Origin of the sequence: Bradyrhizobium sp. MOS002 (genome assembly GCF_003020115.1) — a bacterium.
Taxonomy (GTDB): domain Bacteria; phylum Pseudomonadota; class Alphaproteobacteria; order Rhizobiales; family Xanthobacteraceae; genus Bradyrhizobium.
The window spans coordinates 21,465-43,466 of the sequence record NZ_PYFX01000025.1; the positions used below are offsets into that span (position 1 = coordinate 21,465).

22 protein-coding genes are annotated in these 22,002 nt (G+C 62.0%); 6 read left to right on the top strand and 16 right to left on the bottom strand.

Going from position 1 to position 22,002, the window contains the following annotated elements:
• Positions 1 to 9 precede the first annotated feature (9 nt).
• The 8 genes from C7G41_RS33930 to C7G41_RS33965 form a co-directional block, all read right to left on the bottom strand.
• Complete coding sequence (locus C7G41_RS33930; RefSeq protein ID WP_146159852.1) at positions 10 to 3,288, bottom strand: hypothetical protein; 3,279 nt, start codon at positions 3,286 to 3,288, stop codon at positions 10 to 12.
• Between the two features lie 157 nt (positions 3,289 to 3,445).
• Positions 3,446 to 3,895: a hypothetical protein gene (locus tag C7G41_RS33935; protein WP_106946605.1), complete on the bottom strand. Its 450-nt coding sequence runs from the start codon at positions 3,893 to 3,895 to the stop codon at positions 3,446 to 3,448.
• A gap of 9 nt (positions 3,896 to 3,904) precedes the next feature.
• Positions 3,905 to 4,303: a hypothetical protein gene (locus tag C7G41_RS33940; protein ID WP_106946631.1), complete on the bottom strand. Its 399-nt coding sequence runs from the start codon at positions 4,301 to 4,303 to the stop codon at positions 3,905 to 3,907.
• A gap of 96 nt (positions 4,304 to 4,399) precedes the next feature.
• Entirely contained in the window at positions 4,400 to 5,311 is a 912-nt protein-coding gene (locus C7G41_RS33945) for a 3'-5' exonuclease (protein WP_106946606.1), read from the bottom strand.
• Positions 5,308 to 7,365, bottom strand: a complete 2,058-nt coding sequence (locus tag C7G41_RS33950; RefSeq protein ID WP_106946607.1) for an AAA family ATPase — start codon at positions 7,363 to 7,365, stop codon at positions 5,308 to 5,310. Before C7G41_RS33950 ends, C7G41_RS33945 begins: the two co-directional genes overlap by 4 nt.
• A gap of 96 nt (positions 7,366 to 7,461) precedes the next feature.
• Positions 7,462 to 7,908, bottom strand: coding sequence for a hypothetical protein (locus C7G41_RS33955; RefSeq protein WP_106946608.1), 447 nt, complete (start codon positions 7,906 to 7,908; stop codon positions 7,462 to 7,464).
• A gap of 116 nt (positions 7,909 to 8,024) precedes the next feature.
• Entirely contained in the window at positions 8,025 to 8,462 is a 438-nt protein-coding gene (locus tag C7G41_RS33960; protein WP_106946609.1) for a hypothetical protein, read from the bottom strand.
• A 61-nt stretch (positions 8,463 to 8,523) separates the two neighbouring features.
• Positions 8,524 to 9,399 (bottom strand): hypothetical protein, encoded by an 876-nt coding sequence (locus C7G41_RS33965; RefSeq protein WP_106946610.1) that lies wholly within the window; start codon positions 9,397 to 9,399, stop codon positions 8,524 to 8,526.
• A gap of 128 nt (positions 9,400 to 9,527) precedes the next feature.
• Between C7G41_RS33965 and C7G41_RS33970 the strand changes: the two genes are divergently transcribed.
• Positions 9,528 to 9,806 (top strand): helix-turn-helix domain-containing protein, encoded by a 279-nt coding sequence (locus C7G41_RS33970; RefSeq protein WP_106946611.1) that lies wholly within the window; start codon positions 9,528 to 9,530, stop codon positions 9,804 to 9,806.
• Positions 9,807 to 10,093: 287 nt separating this feature from the next.
• On the opposite strand, the gene C7G41_RS33975 is transcribed toward C7G41_RS33970, so the two are convergent.
• The 6 genes from C7G41_RS33975 to C7G41_RS34000 form a co-directional block, all read right to left on the bottom strand.
• Positions 10,094 to 10,489 carry a hypothetical protein gene (locus C7G41_RS33975; protein WP_146159853.1) on the bottom strand — a complete coding sequence of 132 codons (396 nt, stop codon included), beginning with the start codon at positions 10,487 to 10,489 and terminating at the stop codon, positions 10,094 to 10,096.
• Complete coding sequence (locus C7G41_RS33980) at positions 10,443 to 11,159, bottom strand: hypothetical protein (RefSeq protein ID WP_106946613.1); 717 nt, start codon at positions 11,157 to 11,159, stop codon at positions 10,443 to 10,445. The genes C7G41_RS33975 and C7G41_RS33980 overlap by 47 nt, the downstream gene beginning before the upstream one ends.
• An 80-nt stretch (positions 11,160 to 11,239) precedes the next feature.
• Positions 11,240 to 11,413 (bottom strand): hypothetical protein, encoded by a 174-nt coding sequence (locus C7G41_RS37510; RefSeq protein WP_158268071.1) that lies wholly within the window; start codon positions 11,411 to 11,413, stop codon positions 11,240 to 11,242.
• An 8-nt stretch (positions 11,414 to 11,421) separates the two neighbouring features.
• Positions 11,422 to 11,883, bottom strand: a complete 462-nt coding sequence (locus tag C7G41_RS33990; RefSeq protein WP_106946615.1) for a hypothetical protein — start codon at positions 11,881 to 11,883, stop codon at positions 11,422 to 11,424.
• A complete protein-coding gene (locus tag C7G41_RS33995) occupies positions 11,880 to 12,116 on the bottom strand; it encodes a hypothetical protein (RefSeq protein WP_146159854.1) in 237 nt (78 codons plus the stop codon). The genes C7G41_RS33990 and C7G41_RS33995 overlap by 4 nt, the downstream gene beginning before the upstream one ends.
• Positions 12,117 to 12,237: 121 nt before the next feature.
• Positions 12,238 to 13,914, bottom strand: coding sequence for a DUF6538 domain-containing protein (locus tag C7G41_RS34000; protein ID WP_106946617.1), 1,677 nt, complete (start codon positions 13,912 to 13,914; stop codon positions 12,238 to 12,240).
• A 383-nt stretch (positions 13,915 to 14,297) separates the two neighbouring features.
• Between C7G41_RS34000 and C7G41_RS34005 the strand changes: the two genes are divergently transcribed.
• The 4 genes from C7G41_RS34005 to C7G41_RS34020 all read left to right on the top strand — a co-directional run bounded on the left by C7G41_RS34005 (position 14,298) and on the right by C7G41_RS34020 (position 18,842).
• Entirely contained in the window at positions 14,298 to 16,310 is a 2,013-nt protein-coding gene (locus C7G41_RS34005) for an N-6 DNA methylase (RefSeq protein ID WP_106946618.1), read from the top strand.
• The gene (locus tag C7G41_RS34010; protein ID WP_106946619.1) at positions 16,310 to 16,771 is read left to right on the top strand and encodes a hypothetical protein; all 462 of its coding nucleotides are present in this window, start codon (positions 16,310 to 16,312) and stop codon (positions 16,769 to 16,771) included. Before C7G41_RS34005 ends, C7G41_RS34010 begins: the two co-directional genes overlap by 1 nt.
• A complete protein-coding gene (locus tag C7G41_RS34015) occupies positions 16,734 to 17,672 on the top strand; it encodes a hypothetical protein (protein ID WP_106946620.1) in 939 nt (312 codons plus the stop codon). The genes C7G41_RS34010 and C7G41_RS34015 overlap by 38 nt, the downstream gene beginning before the upstream one ends.
• A gap of 309 nt (positions 17,673 to 17,981) precedes the next feature.
• Complete coding sequence (locus C7G41_RS34020; RefSeq protein WP_106946621.1) at positions 17,982 to 18,842, top strand: DMT family transporter; 861 nt, start codon at positions 17,982 to 17,984, stop codon at positions 18,840 to 18,842.
• An 18-nt stretch (positions 18,843 to 18,860) separates the two neighbouring features.
• On the opposite strand, the gene C7G41_RS34025 is transcribed toward C7G41_RS34020, so the two are convergent.
• On the bottom strand, positions 18,861 to 19,796 hold the full coding sequence (locus C7G41_RS34025; protein ID WP_106946622.1) for a LysR family transcriptional regulator: 936 nt from the start codon (positions 19,794 to 19,796) through the stop codon (positions 18,861 to 18,863).
• A gap of 92 nt (positions 19,797 to 19,888) precedes the next feature.
• Here C7G41_RS34025 and C7G41_RS34030 point away from each other — a divergent pair, with 92 nt between their 5' ends.
• Positions 19,889 to 20,743 (top strand): NAD(P)H-dependent oxidoreductase, encoded by an 855-nt coding sequence (locus tag C7G41_RS34030; protein WP_106946632.1) that lies wholly within the window; start codon positions 19,889 to 19,891, stop codon positions 20,741 to 20,743.
• Positions 20,744 to 20,763: 20 nt separating this feature from the next.
• Here the strand turns inward: C7G41_RS34030 and C7G41_RS34035 are convergent, their stop codons facing one another.
• Positions 20,764 to 21,972 (bottom strand): EAL domain-containing protein, encoded by a 1,209-nt coding sequence (locus tag C7G41_RS34035; protein ID WP_106946623.1) that lies wholly within the window; start codon positions 21,970 to 21,972, stop codon positions 20,764 to 20,766.
• Positions 21,973 to 22,002 lie beyond the last annotated feature (30 nt).

The window sequence follows — 22,002 nt, forward strand, 5'->3', positions numbered from 1 at the left end:
TAGATGCTTCTAGCGGAGTAGATCTATGAATGAGTCGACACCCTTGGATGCCAACACGTTGATGATCCGCTCGACCCGCTGACGTGTCTTCTCGCTTTGCGAAACCTTGCCGGCGGTCAGCATCTTGCGGAGCTCGGCCGGCTGCACCATGAGCGCGTATCGGCTCACGGACGGGTTTGTCGCGATCCCTTCAAGCACCTCGATCACCTTGTCGATCTTCGCCTCCCCAAGCCCCGAGAGTTTCTGGAAAATGATATAGAGGTCGTTGGGAGCGTAGCCAGCGGCCACCGCGTTCGTAAGCTGTTCGAGAAGCCAGTCCACGTCGACGTTCCATAGAAACCAGAGGCCTATGGACCCGATTTCGTTGGCGTAGCGACTCCGGTCGGCACTTGCCTTGGCAGCGGAAAGCCGCCGCCACCAGTAGCGTTCGGCGCGCTCTTTCAAGGCCGAGAATTCGGGCCTAGCAGACCCGATCGTTTGGCCAATGAGGCGCATCGCGTCCTGTCGTTCGGACATCGGCGCGCTCTCCAGGAAGAGTTTCAACAATTCCTCCGGTAACGTCCCTCTGACATGCAGAGTGATCAGATACCCGGTAAGTCGATGGTCGTTCGTCTCACGGACTTTGGTGTGCCCCGACGACATTTTCCTGATCTCGCCGAAGTAGCAGTCGCGGTAGGACGGCTCCCCGATGAAGTCGCCGATCGGGCCGGCGTCGTCTCGCAGATGCGTCGACCAGGCATATTCACGCAGAGGCTCGTCGCCCCCGGGCAGCAACGAAGTCAGGCGATCCCTGAGCCAGCGCCCTTCGATTCGATAGAGACAATTCAAATATCTGCCGATGACCATACGGGGCGCAGGGTCCTCGACGTTTCGATCGGACAGGAACTGAACCAGCATGCCCCGGAGCGTCTCGGTAAGCGATGGCGTGGCGATAGACGGGTCGGCTGTCGATACGGCTCCGTTCGCATGAAGCCAATTCAGGCCGAGGATGCACAATTCGACAATGCCGCCGCTCAGCCTCTGCCGGGCGGCAGCGAACGACGGGGGCTGCGGCAGCCTTCGCATTTCGTCGGGCTCTGGAGTTGTGGACGCGATCGCCTCCAGCGCCGTCGCCAATGAGATGACCTCACCGCGATTTCGAATATCGATGGCCGCGGTCTTGCTGAGTCCGGACACCATCAGCGCGATGCATGCACGCAGGAGTGGATAACGCTCGGTACCTTCGGGCTGCTCTCCCAACCGCCGGACGATGATCGTCAAGAAAGCCAAGAGCGACGACCAGTCTACCGCGGCACCATTGAAGGCCGGCGTGTCCAGGCCCTCGAGGAAGCGCCGCACGAAGATCGGCGGAAGGTCGATGACCTCGATCGCGCTCTTCGAATAGGCGAGAGGATCCGCAGAGACCGCGGTTCCGAATTCGCCGGCCAGTGCCGTCGTCTCGCGCGCCGCTTCCCGATCCGAATCCGGCGCGCGATTGCGAAGGAAGGAGATCGTCGCGTCAACGCCGGCAGCACTCATGTCCTCGCTCGACCGGGGACTCTTCACGAATCCCACGAACCGATGATAGCGGTCGCTCGGCGTGCCGAACTCGGCGGCGCCGGCCTCTAGCGCGCGTCGGCGTTCAACGGGTAGAGCGTCGCACCAACCACCGACGATATCGTGGACGGTTGCGAACCGATGTTCTCGCGCATCCCGTTCGTTCGGTTCCCGGTGATGGACTTCGACGAACCATTTCGCCCAGCGGTCTTCGTCGATGAACGAGTCCACGCGATCGAGGATCGCTTGCTGCTTCTCGGCACCGAGTGACGGAAACCACGCCCTGGCGATCAGGTCGTGCTCGGTCCGGCACCAAGACGCTCCGATAAGGTCGGCGTCCGTCAAGTAACACGTAGCCAATTCAGGCAGACTCCCGGGCGAGGACGCCACCACGCGCATAGCGATGCGCTCGAACGCCAAGCCTTCGCGAGAGCGGATACGTGCGACCACCTCGTTCGCCTTCGATCCGTCGACACGGGTCGCCTGGGTGGCGGCATCGACGATGGCGGCGGCGAGCGCCGTCGGAATGTCGCGGTGCTGCGGATTTTCGTCGATGTCGCCGAAAAGATGATTCGAGAGATCACCGTGTTCGTCGACAGGCAGATACTTGCGAATGACGGCCACTCGATGCAGCAGATCGCAGAACAATTCCACTGCAGACCGAGGCGCGGCGGTTAAGAGGTCCGTCGCCGTTTCCGAAAAGAAGTGTTCGTACATGAAATGGTCGTGCAGCGTGGCCAGACGGTCGTCCTCGGAGAAGACCTGGAAGAAGGCGGCGGCGATCCGAAGCGCCGCCTCTCCGTAACCTGCGTGAGCGAGATTTTTCATTATGTCCGCCGGATGCAGCAGGAAGAACCGTTCGCCCGGCACAAGCCAACCGGAAATCGTTTCCGCCAGCATGGCGGCGTCGTCCGCGGGGAGCGCAGCGGCGATCTCCACGCCGGAGAGCAGCACGTCCGGATGTGTGGACCGTGCCAATGCGCGGATCGCGCCGACGACGATGGCGCGTGTCGACGCGTTCGGAGATGCGGCCATTCGAAGTAGATACCGTCCGACCGACCATTGCCGAAAGCCGGTATCGTCCTCTTCCGGCGTGAAGAACGGTTCGCCGAGTAGCCCCTTCTTCCGAAGGTGAGGCAACCAGTCTTCCGACGTCAGACTGTCGTAGAACCTGTACTGAAGCTGTCCGGCTCCGGGGACTTCGGCGACGAAAGCCTTTATGCCCTGTGCCGCCGGCATGGCCGCGATTTCCATCGCTCTCTGGAGCAGAGCTGCGTAGCGGCCCTGCAGCGCGAGGGCGATACCGCGCATCACCACGTCCATCGGACGAGCGAATTTCCGTCGAAATTCTTCGTCGACGCGCAGCCCCTTGTCGAAATTTCGTTGGTGGACGGATTTGTTGATGTCGCGGAGGAGAAGCCAGTTCGACACGACCTCGGAGTCGAGAGCCAATCCGAGCCGATCGCTGATGCGTTCGATCTGAAATCGATGGTTCTGCCGGGGTTTGAGTTGCTTGGAGACGTTCTCCAACACCTCATTGTCGTACCCGAACGCCTTCAGGGCTTCCAAGGCCTCGTTCCTGGTTTTCTCGGAATCTGCGCTTTCCGTCGGTATGGCGTCCATCGGCGCCGCTAGAACCGCGCGGACGAGCCCTTCCAACTCGCGAAGAGCGTGTGCAGCGGGCGGAAGGTTCGCCAGTAGAGGTAGCGTGCCGCCGACGATCTGGCAGAAGTCGATGTAGCGATTGGCCACGGCGGTTCCGAGAAGCAGCCGGAGCGTTTCCGCGGTCTCGGTCTGTTCGGACGTGAGGGGTACGACGTGGGGAGGGGCGGGAGGGCTCATATCCCGAGCACTCTCACTACACCCGCACCCGCTTGGCTGGTCCTATAGGAATGGAGGTTACACATCTTCAGCGATCGGTTCGAGTATGACGTGGCTGCCAGGCCAACTGTAGCAGGGTGGCAGCCGGTCGCTTGCCCGCCTTGGCGCACTTCCGGCACCGCAAGCAGCTCGCTAGGTCGTGTACGAAAGTCGTCGATGGGTGAGTAAGCGCCGCCAGATCGACGTCGCGCGCGGCCTTGCAGCGTGAGCATTCGATCTGGAGCCAGCTATAGCCGCCGTTGATCGCCTGGTCGATCGTCGGGGATGGATCGATGGGGCCGCCGTCCGACCACATCCGCTCGTTCCAGCTTTCGCAGAGCAGCTTGTCCGCCGTCCCGATCAGCGCCTCCCCCTTGGCTCGGGCATCGGCGGACTGGGCGGCCAGAATCGTCGTCATCGCTCGAGCCTTCCCAAGCTCCTTGGCGAGTGCCTTGCGGTCTCCTCCGGAGAGGGGCGTGGGGTGGTGCTTCGGCGCCATCGCCGGCGCCTACTCGAATTGCGGCCAGCAGCCGTCCTCTTCGTGGCGACCGGTCCGCTGAGAGCACGTGTTGTCCAGAAGACGTTGGCCGACATCCCGCCATATGGCTTCCGAACCGTAGAGTCGGACGGCATCGGCCTTCTGGATCTCGACCGTCCGGCCGCAGCGCCGGCAGGACAATCTGAGAAGGTGCGGAGGCATTTCGCTCAATCGCAGCCTTCGTACCGAAGAGCCTGGTGCGCGCTCCGCGTGCGGATCGTCCAGAAGCGCCTGCCAGTACTCCTGCGGCAGATTGGCATCGGGCGCCAATCCGCCGGACTTCGGCCGCCCCTTCCTGTCGAGGAGAGTGGCCAACTTTTCCATCTGCTTGGGCGTGGGCATTCGCCAACTCGCGGGTCGGTCGGTCATTCCGATATAGAACATAATAAGAACAAAAGAGTCGAGAGCTGCCGGAAAATTTTTCCTTGCCTGTCGAAGAGATCGCAAACGGGAAGGGGCCCGATTTCAGTCGGCCCTCAACGAGTAGCGCTCGTAAGCGGTCAGGAGCCGCGCTTGGATAGGCGGCGCCGACTGCCGATAGACTTCAGTTTGAAGAAACTCGCACTCCGCCTCGAAAGATTCCTCATCGGTTTCTGTGCACCAGGCACCCGGTGCGGGACCATTTGCAGCCTCCCAGCGGTAGCCTCGGACCTTCAAGCATTCCCGCTGGGGGAACGGAGCGCGCACCGCACGTAGTCGCCACCTCGGACGGCGCGCGGAGTCCAAAAGGACGCCGAGAGCGGTCCGTCCGGTGCGCGGCAGCGGTCGCGACAGCACGTCGAGCGCGGCTTCGCAATCGTGCAGGGCGCGATGGCCGTCGAAGAAGCGACCGTGGCCTGCGGCCAGAGCCGAAAGACGCGTGCTCTCGAAACCCTCCGAAGCCCAATCGACTTCGCGCAACGAACAGGCCCACGGCTTTGCCGCAAAAGACGGAAGGAGCCGTTCGCAGAATCGGCGGTCGAAGGCGGCATTGTGAGCGATCACCAGAACCGCATCTTCTATGAATGCTTCCGCAGCGCAGCGGTCGATGCTCCGGCCTGCGACCATTTCGTCGGTGATGCCGGTCAGCTTGGTGACGTCTGGCGAAATCGGTCGACCGGGATCGCGCAGTTGATCAAACGAGTTCGCAGGGGCGACGAACGAGCCGTCCGTAGAATAGTCGAACGCGAGCATCGCCAACTCGATGATTTCGTCGCTGCTCGAGTCCAGACCGGTCGTTTCGACGTCCACGAGCACGCCGCGCCGCATCGGCGTTCCTACGGGTGGAAGCGCAGGGCTCGCCATACGCAATCTCCTGAGGATCCGATACTCGCCACTGCTCTCGAGCACGGCTGCGAGCCGCTCAAGCTCTTGGTGCTCCGTGACCTCCGGCATCATGAGAGGATGCCTCCTGCATCGACCACGCCGACGGGGTCTCCCTCGTCGGCGCGAACGCCGGCCAGGATCTTTCCGATCTCTTCGCCCGAGAGGAAGCTTTTCTCGATCAGCGCGTCGGCGATGGCCAAGACTTGGTCCCGATGACTTTCGACGATCTGGCAGGCCCGCGCTTGCAGTCGCTGCAGCGTTTCGTCGACCCGATTCCGGACGGTCCGATCGAGCCGCAGCTCCTCGACGGCAGCGTCGGCGTCGCCGACGAAGACAAGTCCGCTCTGTCCCAAGCCGAGGGAAAGTTCCATGCTCGCCACGAGGCGAGTCGCGAGCGCCAGGTCGGACCGATCACTGCCACCGGCCCCTCCCGAAGGAGCGCCGAGCAGTACGATTTCCGCGGCACGCCCGGCCAGGGTGCCCAGAATCTCCTTCTCGATCGACTGGCGCGTGACGAGATCGCTCGAGGCGGGAGCAACGCTAGTCACGCCCCCGGCGCCTTGGCGACCGCCGATCCTGACCGACCTGACTTTTCCGATGCCCGCAACGATGGCGACGACAACATGCCCGGCTTCGTGAACGGCGATGCGCCGGAGTTTCGTCGGGGGGATGGTGACTGGGGGCAGGATCGTGCGCATGAGATCCTCGGTGGAAAGTTCACGCGAGGCGATTCGTGCCGCACGGCGCGCGCTCCTCACCACCTCCATGATCTCAGCCGGCGTGAAACCATCCAGCTTCTCCGCCGCCGAACGCAGATCCTCCTCCGGCAGACTGCCGCGCACATGAAAGCGCAGGATGTTGAGAATGCCGTCTGGACCCGGGGCCGTGATCTCGATGGCGCGCTCGAGCCGGCCAGGCCTCAGGATCGCCGGATCCACCGCCTCGATCCGATTCGTCGCGCCGATCACAACCACACCCTCGCGGCGCGCGCTCGTGGCGTCGTCCAGAAGCAGCATGAAATCTTCGATGATCGGCATCCACCAATCGCGGTTTCGGGGGCTTAACGATTCTCTCGACGGCAGGCCGTCGATCTCGTCGATGAAAAGGATGCACGGCGCCGCAGCGACTGCCTTGGCGAAAACTTCGCGCTGGGCCTTGATCACCCCGTCGAGATATCCGGAACTGGTTGCGAATAACTCGCCCATACTGCCGACGATCAACATCGACTCGCAGGCGCGAGCGATGCTTCTTGCGAGAACGCTCTTGCCCATGCCAGGTGCCGAATGGAAGATCGCACCCCGATCGACTGCGCTCCAAGGCAAATTGCCGGCGCGATACTCGCGCATGTCGTGCGCCAGGGCCAACGCCCAGTCCCTCGCGGCGCCGTATTCGACGGCCGTCTCGAGAAGCGGCGCGTCGTCGCTGCCGGTTTGTCGCACGAGCGTCTTTGCTGCGGAAGACAAGCGAGCCTTGACATCCTGCTCGGTGCTGCCGGGTCGCATGGCCGCAACTACGTCCTCCAGATCGAGGCCGACGAGATCCTGCCGCTCGACTTGCGAGGCGCTTCCGTAGATTTTCCTGATTGCGTCCTCGACGATATTGGGTTCGAACTTCAAGGACAAACGGAAATCCGCGGCTCCGACGAGCGTCGACGGAAGCATTTGTTCTGGAGCGACGGCGACGCCGACCACCGACGCTCCAGCCGCGAGAGCGGTAGCGGCGTCCGCGTTGCCGGAGGATGGTTGGTGTGCCTTCCGATCGGACCCATCGCGAGCAATGCACGTCCACTTCCTTCCGAAGGGACGCCGCGCGAAAAGGTCTTTCAACGGCTGGACCCAAGCCGCGGACGGAACCGAGATCACGAGAGCCTGAGAGGACGACGATTTCAGGGCGTCCTTGATGGCGGGGGTGAGCGCGGCAGCGAACGCGGCGGAGACCAGCGCCTCGCGCGGTGTGAATGAATCGGGAATGGTCTCTTCGATCGCATCCGCGGCGTCGTCGTCGCCCGAATCTTCGTCGGAATCCCGTTCGCTCTCCGGAAGTTCACTCGCAGCCGCGCTCAACGCAGCCACGAACCCCTTGGTCGCGCGCGACTGGCTCTGCTCGTCTTCCTTGTCGGTGCTCACTGCCTTAACTCCATGTCGACGCTCTCCGGCAACGGTGATGAGCCGCCGGCGTGGTCGATGTGCAGGTCGAGCGCGATTTGCAGCCCCAGCCTCATCTCAGGGCTCCAGCCCGGCGCGCGCGAGGAGCGGTCGCATCGCGCGCACGGTCCAAGAGGTGGCGAGCCGCTTCTCCCGAGTCTTCGCCTTCGGCAGCCGCCTGAGCACCCACGCGATGACCAGGCACGACGCCGCGTCGCCTTCGCAGGCGCAGATGACCAGGGCCGTCATGCAGAGATCGAACTTCAAAGTTTGGGAGTTGTGCATCCCCATCGCCATGACGATAGCGATGGCGGCGGCGGAGTCGCCTGACGCCGCTTCGCGCCAGCGGGGTTCGGCGAGCATCGAGACGTTGGCGACGGCGGCCTTCATCTGACCCAGCGACGGCGTGTGGAAGTTGTCGGCGCGGGTGCAGCGCCACCAGCCGAGCGCCCTAAAGGACATCTCGTCCATCGAGCGGAAATCGGGGATGGCGTTTTCATCGGAGATCTTACGCTGGGTACTCACGTTAATTTCCTCTCGTCTTTCTCGGGACCGCGGAGCTCTCGATGCGAAAAGTCACAGGCAACAGCGGCGGCACCGTTCCAACATCGTTGACGTGCGGACAGCTCAAGGCTGGGATTTCACTTCGGGCCCCGCATGGAGCGGCGCAGCGTCGCTGAAGCAACGCTTGCCCAGGCGTCCGCGAGCTCGGATTCCTTGTCGCCCGCCCGAGGCAGGTTCAGGATGACATTGGCGATGATCACGCAGGAAGCGGCGCTGCCCTCGCAAGCGCAGGCCGCCAGGGCAGTCATGGCCACGTCGAATTTCTGACGGAACGGCCCCCTCGGATTCATCGATAGCACGATCGCAATCGCGTTCTCGGCGTCTCCCGACACCGCGGACTTCCAACGGGGCTCGCCGAAGAATTCGACCTGCGTCGCGACGAAGCGCATTGCGCGGATCGCATCCGGGTGGAAGCTCGACGGCGGCAGGAGGGACCACCATCGCGTGGGAGAATAATCCCAAGCCGATGGACGGTTGCGGGTCGGCTTGTCGGCATTCGACGACTTGCTGCTCATGTTGATCTCCTTTCGCGATCCTCGGCGCCGCCCCGCAAAGCGTCGGCGGCGCCGAACGGAACTACGCCACGCCGCCCATCTGGCCGGCGGCGGCCGGCTTGCGCGGCCCCGGTCCGGTCGGACGGTTGCTGATGAAACGTGCCATGGCGTCTTCGGGCGGGGCCGTGTCCGGCACCAAGCCGACAGCGGAGGTCGCGACATCCTTCCGGCCATTCTCACGGTTGATCGCCTTGATCACCGTGGAGAACAGGTTAGGAATCTCCGAGAGCAGCGCCGCGCGGAGGCACGAGGTGACCCGGTCCAGAGAGTCACGGACCGGCACCTGGAAGTGCTCGTCCAAGTCGTCACGAGAGATCTTGAGGTCTTTGTGGAAGCCCGCGGAGCCGTAATAGTCGATGACGCCGGCCGTCACGCGCGTGATGTTCTTGTACCCCCGCTTCGCCAGGTACGAGGGCAACACCAAGCGCGCCGCCTTCAGGTCATGCTCGATCGGACGGCGGGTGCGGCCGTCGACCAAGCCGTTCCCGCGCTTCATCTCGTAGATTCCCGCCCAGCCCACCTCTTCGTCGATCACGGCGAGATCCATCGTGACGATGCGCTCGGCCGCGGCGTCGGCGCGGATGCTGATCCGAGCCAAGTCGTCGATGGAGTTGCGGGCGAGCAGCAGTTCGTTGGCGGCGTCGACGATCGGGATCTCGGCGTCGACCAGCACCTCGAAGCGTCCGCTCGCCGCCAAGGCGTGAGCGGCAGTGCTCTGGAGGAGGAGTCCATGGCGTTTGACCACGGAGCCCACGACGGAGATGGCACGACTGAGATCCGGGCCGATGACGGGATCCTCGTTGAAGGCGGACCCGATGGCGTTTGCCACGAGCGTCTGAGCGCTCCGCGCGAGCGCGGCTTCGGAAACGGACTGAACTTGCGACTCGACTTCTTGCATAGTGTCTCATCTCTCTGCGGTTGATGATTGTGCTATGGTAGCACAAAAAACGCAGATCGCAACAAATTCGTGCTGCTATAGCCCAATCTCTCCGTGTTAACCTTAATCGACCGTGAAGGAGCGATTCGGTGACGGAGTTGGACGAGGATGAGATTTTGACGCCCGCGATGATCCGCGCAGCCAGGGGACTACTTGGTCTCGATCAGGCAGAGGCAGCAGAACTGGCTGGGCTGAGCCAGAGAACGATCTCCAAATTGGAAGCGGAGAACGATCTCTTCTCGAAGGACTCGCGCAGAAGGAATGCGCTGCAGGCGATCAGGTCCGGGTTCGAGAAGGCAGGGATAGAGTTCATTTTCCAGAGCGAGGAATCTGGTCAGGGAGTTCGGATGAGGCGCACCTCAAAATAGCGCGATGGAGATCCCTGAGCGCTGACGGATCCCACACTTTCTGACACTTCAATATGACTGCAGGCTTGGTCGAGGGAATCCACGAAAAATATATTCGCGATGCCGCAGATCAGGTTGGCTGGCACACCGCCTTTCGAACCGTGCCAGTGCAGCGCCATTCAGCAAAGCTACCCAAGGGCGAAGCCTTTGACCGCTTCATGCGTTGTCGGGCCTAACTCATTTGGCTCGGCCTGCTCGTTAGTTCCGGTTGGTCCATCATGTTCGCGAGTCGCGCGAACAACCTCGTCTCAAAAAATTGCGAGAGCTTCGAGCGCCTCGTCCTCCTCAGCCGCGAGGGAAACTCCGAGGCCGAGCGGTTCAAGCCGGTCCAAAATGAACGCGGCCGCACGCTTCTCCTGACGCATTTTGAAGGAGAGAATGGGGTGAGAGCTGGATCTCATCTGACGCAATACTTCTACTCGAAGATTGCGAGCCTCGCTCAGATACACGACGCTGCCCAGGATCGGAACACCCGTGCGCAAGGCCTCGGCGACGTCATCGTTTCCACGCGACCTATCGAACAGCGAGCTGACAAAAGTCCGGGCACACATCGATACAGCCGTCTGCGGCTGGTGGCGTTCGAGACGAATCTCAACTCTAAAGTTCTGTTCGAAAGAATAGCCACGAGCGCGTAGTGCCCGCATTCCTTCGTCCAATTCTCCGATGGCGAACGCGAAGCCACGACGCGCGCAATCTCTCCGCTGCAGTCGGGTAGGGCCGGGTTCCCCCGAAGCTCGCGTTGGCGCACTCGCGATCTTCATCCGAGACGCCCACCCACGGGAAGAGATGCTTACGTTCGCCCGTGAAATAGAACAGGGGTTCGCCCGCCGAAACGAATATTCCGCCATTGCAGATTATGGTCTGCACCGCGCCACGCTTTGCGACCGCTTCCCGGTTTGCGAAATCGTTGAGTTCGTGGTCAACCCTCTCGGATTCGCTTTCCGGAAAGGGCGGTAGCGGCCAATCATCATGATAGTCCGGAAAATATGGATCCAGCAGCGTAAGGTATTCTAAGCGGCTGCCTTCGGCCTCGAGCATCCGCTTGAAAGTTTCGCGATCGAGGCGATTGTGTTCGCCTCCCAACGGCCACCACAGCCGATTATCGTAGCTCCTGATTTCGTAGTGAAATGCGCTGCGATCGGCTCGCGCTGCCAGGCTGACCTCGTATGCAACGGGCGCGGAAACCGCAGAGATTTCGTCGATTCGGACGTCGATCTGGGCCTCGAACCAGGAGCAGTTCGGTATCCGCAACCGTGGATTGCGCTTCCAGCACTGTCGATAGGGTAGCCGGACCTTGATCAGTTCGTATGTCATCGGTCGATCTTCATGTACGCCAGTAAACGCTCGCTTGCGGGCCGATGAATGCAGCCCGTTTCCCCGCCGGGCGCGACACCTCAGTTGGGCTTCGGGTCGAACAGAGACGGCGACGCCGTGAGTTCGATGCGATGCTCCAGCCATGCGACGGTGCGTTCCATGGTGTCCGCATCTCCCTTCTCGAAAACGGCCATCGCGAAGACCGGAAACTTGATCCATCCTCCCGCCGCTTCCGCTTTGAGCGAATAGCGCACCCTCGCGATCACGATTCGGACGAAGCGAGCACGCCCTCCGAGTGCTTAGGGGCCTCGACCAAGTCCCCGATGAGCCGCCTGAAAGCAGCGTCGAACAGTGGAGTGACGACCTCGTCGAACCTTGGGTGATCGATGTTATGTCCGCACGCGATCATCTCCAGGGACACCCTGTTGAGCTTGAGGTCCTTCGCCGTCGCCGCGTGGTACCGCACGTCGCGATGGCTCGTCGGGCCGCAGCGGGCGTCGCGCTCGTGCTTGGTCGCGAATGCCTCGAAGCGGTAATAGTCGAGCGCGAGCGCGAGCCCGATACCGGGGGTGTCCAAGGTCCAATCGGACTGCGCCTGGCCCTTCAGCTTATCAAGGTCGGGACTGTCGGCCCGGAAGGTCGGCTGCGTGTGGAAAAGATTCGGATTCGGTCGTTGCAAGTGATCCTGCTCGTCTTGTTCATTGCTGTAGGGGCCTGCCGTCATGCGCCGTGCTTCGCGCGTGCCGCCTTGCGCCTTTCCTTCGCGGCCTTTGCGACCGCGACGTAGAAGTTGGTGCGCCGACGCCGCTTGTGTGGAATAGGAGGCCCATCAAAGGCGGCAAGCTCGTAGCGCGGATACTTTTCGATCTCCTTGGACATCGTCAGCATCCAATGGTCGCCGTAGTCGTTTCCCGAATTGGCGTCTTTCGGCCGATAACCGGTGATGAAGCCTTCCACTTCACGGTCCATTTCCGCGTGCCGCGCCACGCTCTTGAAGACATGGCGCCAGCCGCGGTTCGAGTCCGCGGACGACGATCAAGGTCCGAGGCTTGCGAGCACCGCGTCGTTCTTCCACATCTCAGGCTCTCACCGAGGCCGGCTGCGCGCCCTTCCGGCGTCCGGTCTTTGTGGCTTTCGCCGCGTCCATCTGCTCGCGCGTGCGCCGTACGCGCCGAAGCGGCGTGCTCGGTGCCGCGATCTCGTAGCGGGGGTAGAGCTCGATGGTCTTCTTCAATGTTTTCACCCAGGGGTCGCCGTAGTTCAGGCTGACCTTTTTTATCTCGTCAGGATCGTCCGATCCGCCGTGGCCCGTGATGAACGCCTCGACCTCGGGATGCATGCCGACCTCGCGCGACACCGATTTGAACCGATGCCGCCAGGCATGATTCGGTTTGACGCCGGTGACGCGGAGACTCTTGACGACCCACTCGCCGAGGCGCTCCGCGACCTTTTGCCATTGCGGATTGGCGTTCTCTCCACCTTCTGCCCGCTTCGGGTCGTAGAAGAGCGGAAGACCGGCCTTCTCGCGCTTTTCGACGAACTCCGCGAATTCTTGTTCGATCAGGTGGGAGTGCACCGGGATGACGCGCTCGTAGTCCCCCTTGGTCATTTCGGGCCTCAGATGGATGCACAATATACCGGTTTCCGGATCCGGCCTCACGTCGGACGGCAGCAGCGAGGTGATCTCGTTCACGCGCGCGCCGGAATAAGCGCAGACCCAGGGAATCCAGCGACGTGCGGCCCGCGTCTCCGGCGTGGTCAGGTGGGAGAAGGTGCCGAGCGTGGCCGTGAGGATCGTCGCCGCCTGGCTGTCGGAGAACCCCTTTTTGTTCGAGGTCTTGGTCGACTTGACGCCGCGCACGCGGATCCGAGAAAACGGATTTTCGGACGTGAACAAGCCGCGCTCGATCTGGAAGCCGGCGACGGCCCTCAGGGAAGCGATCCAGACTTCCCGGATCGACTTTTTCGCGACTCCTTCATCCGTGAGGTGGTCGACCCACCGGTACGCGTCGTTCCTGGTCATCCGGCAAAGGTCCGTATGCCCTACGAATTCACAGAAGGCCGCGATCTTCGGGCGCCAGCGCTTGGCGGTGGGGCCGGTCGCGCCACCCTTGATGCCGGCCTTGTCGCAGTAGAATTCGAATGCCTGGACGAGGTCGATCCGATTCGACAGGGAGGGCGCGTTTTTGGCGAAGGCGTTCGATTCCGAATAGTCGTGGTTCCTGGCGGCCCGGGTGAGATCGACCGAGATCTGACGCTGCGCTTCGACGTACATGGGCAGAAAGCGCTTCCGGTCTGCCTCTGTCAGATCGTAGCCGGTCCGGCTCAGGAACCGGTCCAGTGCCTGCTCGTCGAACTCGCGCTCCTCATCGTTCTGCTCCTCGTCGCGCAGTTGGGTGCCTTGGGCCCACTTGGCGCCGGCCGGGGGATTCCGAATCTGGGCCTCGCGGCCCAGTTCGTGGACGACGCGCTGGAGACCGCTGAGATCCCAGTCGGTCATGGTCCGTGCCGGGGCGGCGGCGGTCCTGCCGGCGACTTGGGCCGCCCGGAGCCGATCCTGCCACTCCTTGTCCAGCTCCAAGCTGAGCTTGTTGCACGCGACCACCGCCGTCTTGAAGTCGGTGGTTTCGAGCGAGCGCCAGACCTCGCGTCGGCCCACGATGGCGCGGAACCGCTCCGAGACCTTCTTGCGGAGCCACCAGACGTCGCTCTTCGTCTGTTTTTTGTCCTTTTTCTTGCGGACCGGCTTTGGCATGCGATTGCTTCCCACGGTGTAGCCCCTTGGTGTAGCCCCGGGACATGCAGGAAGCCCTTATTCCGCCGATAAAATTTGAAATATCAGCGGGTTGGTTCAACGGGGGTGGTGGGAATCCCTCCCTCTCCGCCAATTAACCCGAGTTGGCTTGGCCGTGGACTCTCGGTTGGATAGCTCGCTTGATTTTCAATGTGGAGAGTCAGGTTGGTCGAAGCTGCCGCGCCGACTAGCTGGCAAACGCCGCTGATTTCCCCCAGCCGGACTTTGGCGGCTTTACCAACCGTACTGGCGGTTCATTTCTCAGAAAATCAACGGCTTGGCTGCGCGGCCCGTGTCAGCCGAGCAGTCGGATGCTATGAAGACGGGAATGTTGGGGATTCGATATGGCGAAGAAGTCGGGCCGAAAAGAAACCAACGAACAGGAGTTCCAAGGGCAGGTAATCACCTGGCTGAATACTGAGATTTCAAAGCGCGCCCTGGGCCTCGATACCGCTACTCAGGAAAAGCCACGTAAGACATCAGGCCACCGCAGCGACATGATCGTGTGGATTGACCGTCTTGCGGTGCTGCCGTTTCTCGCCATCGAACTGAAGACTCCGACAACGCCGATTAACGATCCGGCTTTCTTCGCCGACGCGCTCGGGAAAGGGCGATATTGGAAGTCGAAGTACTTCGCGCTGTGGAACATGCGCGATTTCGAGGTTTACGAAACCACCATAACCAATCCGACGCCCGCCAATGCCATCCTCAGATCGACACATCCGCTCGCGCTCACGCATGTTGATGACTGGCTGAAAGCGAATTTCAAGAAAGACCTGCATGAGCAGGCGGTGGAAATTCTCGATGCAGCGGTCAACCACAATATCTCCGGGATCAGCAATCAGAGGGCAATCGACCCGGAAATTTTCGTATCGCGTTTGACTGAGGACATCGGACAGCTTCGCACTATTTTTTACAAGGATCTCAAGAAGGCCTCGAACACCGACCGCAAGCTCCGCAAGAAGCTAAAGCAGATTGCAACAGAACAGGGCTTCGAGGGCTTCGTTGACGACATCGATTACGCGATTGCCGGACAAATTGGCTACCGTTTCATCGGGCAGATACTTTTCTATTTCGCGCTTCGCAGAAAAATACCCGCGCTCAAAGAACTTCAAGTTTCGCCGACGGATGTGTTGCCGGCGGCACTGAAGCCGTTCTTCGACGACGTGCGACGCTATGACTACGAAGCCCTGTTTAAGCCGGAACCGATCGAGGCTCTTGTCCCGGTCGGGAAGGTTGCACAGGCAATCATTCGCCGACTCATTGCTCAGCTCGCCGTGTATGACTGGGCTTCGCTTACGGATGACGTGCTCGGCTCAATTTTTGAGCACTTAATCCCGCGCGGACAGCAGATACTCCTTGGGCAGTTTTACACCCCGCGACCCGTTGCTGATCTCTTGGTGGCCAGCACCATCGACGGCGAAAGACCGTTTGTGCTGGACCCGGGATGTGGCAGCGGCACGTTCCTCATGAGCGCGTATAGCTACCTAGCGTATGCCGCCAATCTTTCGCATAAGGAACTGCTTTCTATCATCTGGGGGTTCGACGTGAGCCCCTTTGCAGCAGAGCTCGCGGTGATCAATCTCTACCGTCAGGACATGGCGGAATATGAGAACTTTCCGCGCATTAACGTCAGCAATTTCTTCAGTCGCAATCAGAAGGACACGATTGAGTTTCCGGCGTCACAGGCTGCATCTGGAACTCAGAAAGTCCCGGTGCCGATCCCGCAATTTGATTCCATCGTCGGAAATCCGCCTTACCTACGCTCACAGAACCAGGACGACTTAGACCCGGACTATCGGAAGAAGCTCTTTCAATCGGCCGTTGCAGCGGGGTTCGACGCGGGTGCGAAAACAGACCTGTTCGCGTTTTTCATCTATCACGCCACCAAGCTGATGAAGAACGGCTCTCGACTCGGGTTCGTTACTCCGGCCAGCTGGCTTACCTCGGACTATGCCATCACGCTTCAGCAGGCATTGCTCGGCACGATACGCATTCAGTCCGTGATCGCTTCCAACGCCGAATCGTTCTTTCCGCAAGTGGACGTAAACGCTGTCCTTTTAATCGCCGAGAAGGGGCCAAAGGACGCACCCGACGAACCGATCCGTTTTGTTACGTTGAAGCAGCCGATCTCGGTGCTCACAGGCGGGAATGGTGAATATTGGGCGCGTGTTGTCGCGCTGGCGCAGGAGCTTGAAAGCAACGTCTCAGTCGAAAATGAGAAGTATCGAATAAAGCTCGTCGATCCAGCTTGCGAACGCAAAGGCCTGAACGACGATCGCACTAAGCCTCGGAACTGGTCGAAATTCCTGCGTGCGCCGCTCTCCTATTACTCTATCTTCAAAGACGTCGCCTGATGTTCACTGCACTCCGTAGTATCGCCGATGTGAGCCTCGGCTATAAATCGCTCCAGAACGACTTCTTCTACCTCAACAAGGCAACGATCAGCACCTATGGCATCGAGAAGAAATATCTTATCCCGATGATCATGCTCAAAGACCTCGACACTTCAACGTATGAACAGAGCCCGACCCCTTCATTGTGGTTGTTCGCTTGTAGGGACAAGCGCGGCGACCTCAGGGGCACGGGTGCTTGGCGCTACATCGAGGCTATGGCCGATCGAAGCGCGGCAGAAAAGAAGCAAACTGGAAAGAACCTCACCATCAAGGAAGCGCTGCGAAGCGCAGAGCGGCGGTACATGGTACGCGCCGAAGGCAAAGCCCGCGTTTCACCACATCTGGCTCCGCAAAGCGCTCAACACTGTCTATGCGCCGTTTGTGATGGACAAGCCGACGTTGGTAGACCAGCGCCTCAATAGCATTGCCCCGGTCGATGGCGTGGAGTGGAAAGAGGTGGCGGCAGCGCTAACCTCGTCCATCTTTGCCTACAGCCTGGAAATCAACGGCGCAGCGAGCATGGGTGCCGGTGCGCTCGAAGCACCGACAACGAAGCTGCGCGATTACCCGGTCCTCGATGTGAGGAAACTGAAAGCGAAGGAGCGCACTAAGCTTGTCACACTCGCCCAAGCAGTCTGGGACAAGGAAGGCCCAATCGACTGGGCCTCGGATTTTTGGCAACCAGAGAAGAAGCTTCGCGACCTCGACGAGTGGATTTTGAAGACGGCCGGCACCGATGTGACCGCAGACCAGATGTATGACGACATTCGGGCGACGTGCCGAGCTCGCATCGTGGTTGCTGAAGACAAGCGGAAAAAGACGAAGAAGCAGCAATCAGACAGCATCGGGAGCGTGGCCGATTCCATCGTCTACGCGGTAGAACCGAAGCTAAAGACAAAGAACTTTCCTGATGACTTTGCAAGCGGTGCCAAGTTCGATCTGCCGCTCGTGTTCGAACGTGGCAGCCTCAAGGAAATCACAATCGGTCATCTACTTGACAGCTACGAAATTGAGGTTCGCGCGAAGGGCGGGGTGACTGTCTACGCTGCAACGCATCCGGCCCCCGTCGCGGAGGCTATTATTCGAGCCCTGCTAGTCGGTCGCTCAATCTTCTCAGTCTCTACCGATCGCAAAGCGATGGACACTGCAGTCACGGAGTTCATCAAATGGGTATCGCAGGCGGAGAAGGACATTCAAACCGCGATTACTGAATCCGCGTTTGGAACTGGCTACGAAGATGCCTTGAAGCGTGAAATCTACCTTCGGCTCGGCATGCACCCGCTGACAGGTGCAGCACACTTGCCTGCTCTAATCACCCTCTAGTTGCTCGCTTCTTCACCGGCTCAGGGCGGAGCCGACACTGACGGCGTGGGTGGCCGCCGGGGCGCCCTTCGGGTCTCCCGCAATAAGGGCAGTATGCCCCTGTTTTGCCGCAGCACTACCGACTGGCGATCAACGCTGTCAAACCGCCCAATTTCGCCCCGCCTAACCCATTGATCTTCCTACCCTCGTCTACTGTGCATGGGGTTGTTTTCGCGCTTTTTGTTGTCCGGGTCCGGAAGCTTAATGGTAATCGTCGCCACCCCGGCTGGCCTCTCCAGTTCGGATCACCACCCACAAGGCAAAACGGACATGCACTCTTCCGCCACCGGCTGGGGCAACGGGCTTCTCGGCGTCATCATCTTCAGCGGCTCGCTGCCGGCGACGCGGGTGGCGGTCGGCGGGTTTTCCGCGCTGTTCCTGACCTCGGCGCGCGCGGTCATCGCGGCGCTGATCGGTGTGGCCGTGCTCTTCCTGCTCCGTCAGGCGCGGCCGCAGCGCAAGGATCTCGTCTCGCTCGCCATCGTCGCCATCGGCGTCGTGGTCGGTTTTCCCTTGCTGACGGCGCTCGCGCTGCAGCACATCACCTCGGCGCATTCGATCGTCTTCATCGGGCTCTTGCCGCTGTCGACCGCGATCTTCGGCGTGCTGCGCGGCGGCGAGCGGCCGCAGCCGATGTTCTGGCTGTTCGCTGTTCTCGGCAGCGCTACCGTCGCGGGCTTTGCCCTCTCCAACGACGGCACGGCCTCGCTCACCGGCGATCTGCTGATGGTCGCGGCGATCGTGCTGTGCGGGCTCGGCTATGCCGAAGGCGCCGCGCTGTCGCGCCGGCTCGGCGGCTGGCAGGTGATCTCCTGGGCGCTGCTGCTGGCGCTGCCGCTGATGGTGCCGGTCGCGATTTGGACCTGGCCCTCGACCTGGAGCGGCATCGATGTGCCCGCCTGGATCGGGCTCGCCTATGTCTCCGTCTTCAGCATGTTCGTCGGTTTCATCTTCTGGTATCGCGGGCTCGCGGTCGGCGGCATCGCCCGCGTCGGCCAATTGCAGCAGCTCCAGCCGTTCTTCGGCCTCGCGCTGGCAGGCCTGCTTCTGCACGAACCGGTGGCCTGGAGCATGATCGTGGCGACCGCGCTGGTGGTCGCCTGCGTCTTCTTCGCGCGGCGGTTTGCCTGAGGCCGAATTGATCTGGCCTTACGGCTTGCCCGGTTGGGGCTTTTCGATCCCCGGCAGTTGCGCGATCCCCTTGGCGAGAAAATCGACCAGCAGCCGTACGCGCGCGATGCCGGACCGCTCCGGGACGATCAGCATGTTGAGCGGAACGGACGGCGGCGCGTAGTCTTGAAGCACGCGCTCGAGTTGGCCGGAGGCAAGAAGGTCGTCGACGAGCCAAAGATGGGCCGGCGCAATGCCACGACCGGCCGCGAGCGCCTCGCGTGCAGCAAGCCCGTGATCCACCCGCAGCCGCCCTGCAAACGGGACCACATGGCGGCCGCCGCGCCGCCCGTGCAACACGAGCTCGTCGCTGCCGGTGATGTTCGACATCCTGACACCCTCGTGGCCCGCGAGATCCTGCGGGCGCGTGGGCCTGCCGCGCGAAGCCAGATAGTCCGGTGCGGCCACAAGCACCCGCCGCGACTGACCAAGCAGCCTCAGCTTCATCGAGCTGTCGGGGAGCGGCCCCAGCCGCAGGGCGATATCGACACCTTCCCGCACCAGGTCGATCCGCTCGTCGGTCAGGCTGAGATCCACCGCCACGTCCGGATAGCGGTCCTGGAACGCGAACACCAAACGGCTGACGTGGAGCACGCCGAACGCCGCGGTGCAGGAGATCCGCACCGTTCCGGCAGGCGCGCCGCGCGTGCTGCGCGCCTCGTCGCCGGCGAGTTCGACCAGGCGCAGGATCTGCACGCAGTCGGCATAATAGCGGCGCCCCTCTTCGGTCATCGTCACGCTGCGCGTGGTCCGCGTGAGCAGTGACACGCCGACGGCCTGCTCCAGTTCCCGAAGATGCCGCGTCACCGTCGACTGGCCGAGACCAAGCTCGCGCGCGACCGCCGACAGGCTTCCGCGTTCGGCGACCCGCACGAAGCTGCGCATGCGTTCGAGCGTCACGTCCGATCTATCCATATTTCGGCATGATCCTATCCATCGGCGACAACTACCGGATTGCAGTCGGAGGCGCTACCTGCGGCTCGCAATCGTCAACCAAGGTGCTGATCATGAAAGTGTTGATCGTCTTCGCTCATCCCGAGCCGCGCTCGCTCAATGGCTCGCTCCGCGATGTTGCCGTCAGAGAACTCGAGTCTGAGGGACATGAGGTGCGGGTGTCAGACCTTTACGCCCAGGGCTGGACATCCGATGTCGGCCGCGCCGACTTTCCGCTGCTGTCGCCGGATGCGCGGCTGGCGCCGGCCGCCGCCTCCAAGCAGGCGTTCGAGTCGGGCACACTCACCGCGGACGTCAAGGCCGAGATCGAGAAGCTGTTGTGGGCGGACGTCCTGATCCTGCAATTCCCGCTGTGGTGGTTCGGCATGCCGGCCATGCTCAAGGGCTGGGTCGACCGCGTGTTCGCCTACGGTTTTGCCTATGGCGTCGGCGAGCACAGCGACAGGCGCTGGGGCGACCGTTACGGCGAAGGCAGGCTGGCCGGCAAGCGCGCGATGCTGATCGTGACCGCCGGCGGCTGGCAGGAGCATTATTCGGCGCGCGGGATCAACGGGCCGATCGACGACCTGCTGTTCCCGATCAATCACGGCATCCTCTATTATCCCGGCTATGACGTGCTTCCGCCGTTCGTTGTCTACAAGGCCGACAAACTGGACGAAGCCGGTTTCCAGGCGACGGCCGAACATTTGCGCGAGAGGATGCGGACGCTTGCGACCACATCGCCGATTCCCTACCGGCGCCAGAATGGCGGCGATTACCTGATTCCGAGCATGCAGCTCCGCGCGGGACTTGAGCATTCCGGCGCGACCGGATTCGCGCTTCACGCCGAGCAGGTCGAGGCACGCAGCCCGAATGATGAGGCGAGCTCCATGCGCTCGACGACGGATGGTTGCGCGGCAACAGTGTAATCGGTCGCCCGCGCACGACATCACCCCATCACAGTCCGCGTCAGCGTGCTCCGCGCAAACTTCTTCAGCGGCATCGGCTTGCCGAACAGAAAACCCTGCACGAGGTCGAAGCCGAGTTCGTTGGCGGCGACGAGGTCGGCCCGGCTCTCGACGCCCTCGGCGACGGCGCGCACGCCGTAGCCATGCGAAAGCTCGACGATGTGGCGGCACACCGTGCGCTTGAGGCGATCGGTGCCGCTGCCGGTGACGAAGTGCCGGTCGGCCTTCAGCTTGATGAAGGGAAGTTTTCCGAGGTCCATCAGCGATGGCCAGTTGGCGCCGAGATTGTCGACCGACAGGCCGATATTGTGCAGACGCAGTTCGCGGGCGACCTCGACCAGGAGATCGAGGTCGCGGATCGCCTCCTCGCTGTCGATCTCGATCGTCAGCCCGCCGAACGCCGGATGCGTCGGCATGCGGCGGCAGAGATCGCGCACGGCCTGCGGCTCCTTCAGATATGACGCCGGCAGGTTGATCGCGAGATCGACCGGGCTCTGCTGCTCCAGCAGATAGTGCCAGTCCTGCACGGCGCGCTCGATCACGAATTCGGAGAGGTGGCGCAGATTCGGGTCGTGCTCTTCGGGGATGAAATAGGCCGGCGGCACCACGCCCCAGGTCGGATGCCGCATCCGCACCAGCGCCTCGGCGCTATTGCGGATCAACGTGCGCGCGTCGATCTTGGGCTGGTACCAGAGCTCGAGCCAGCCGGCATGCAGAGCCTCGCCGACATGCACGGCCGGGCTCGGCGCCGGCTCCTCGGGCAACAGCATCGCGACGCGGTCGCGCAGCGTCTCCGCGGCAAAGGGCGTGGTCAGCGGCGGCAGCATCTTGAGGGCGTATTCCTCGCCGACCTGCTGCACGGCCCTGACGATGATCGACTCGCGGGCGCCCACGGTCAGAACCCTGCCGTCGAAGGCCTCGCGCACCAGCGTCTCCAGAAATTTGCCGGGCTCGATGCCGTCGGCGGCGATGCCGAGCAGGATCAGGTCGGGCAATCCGCTCGTCAGCACGCTCTGCAGCTCCTCGGCGCTGGCGCATTCGGTGGTGACGAAGCCGAGATCCTCCAGCACCTCCGCGAGAAACGCGCGCAGATGGCGCTTGCCGTCGGCCACGCAGGCGCGCGGCTTCACCTTTCGCCGTCCGAAGGTTTTCGGCCTTCGTTCGGCGAGTTCTACAATGTCGTCGTTCATCGCAAGCCACTCCCGTTCCGTGCCGGTGTG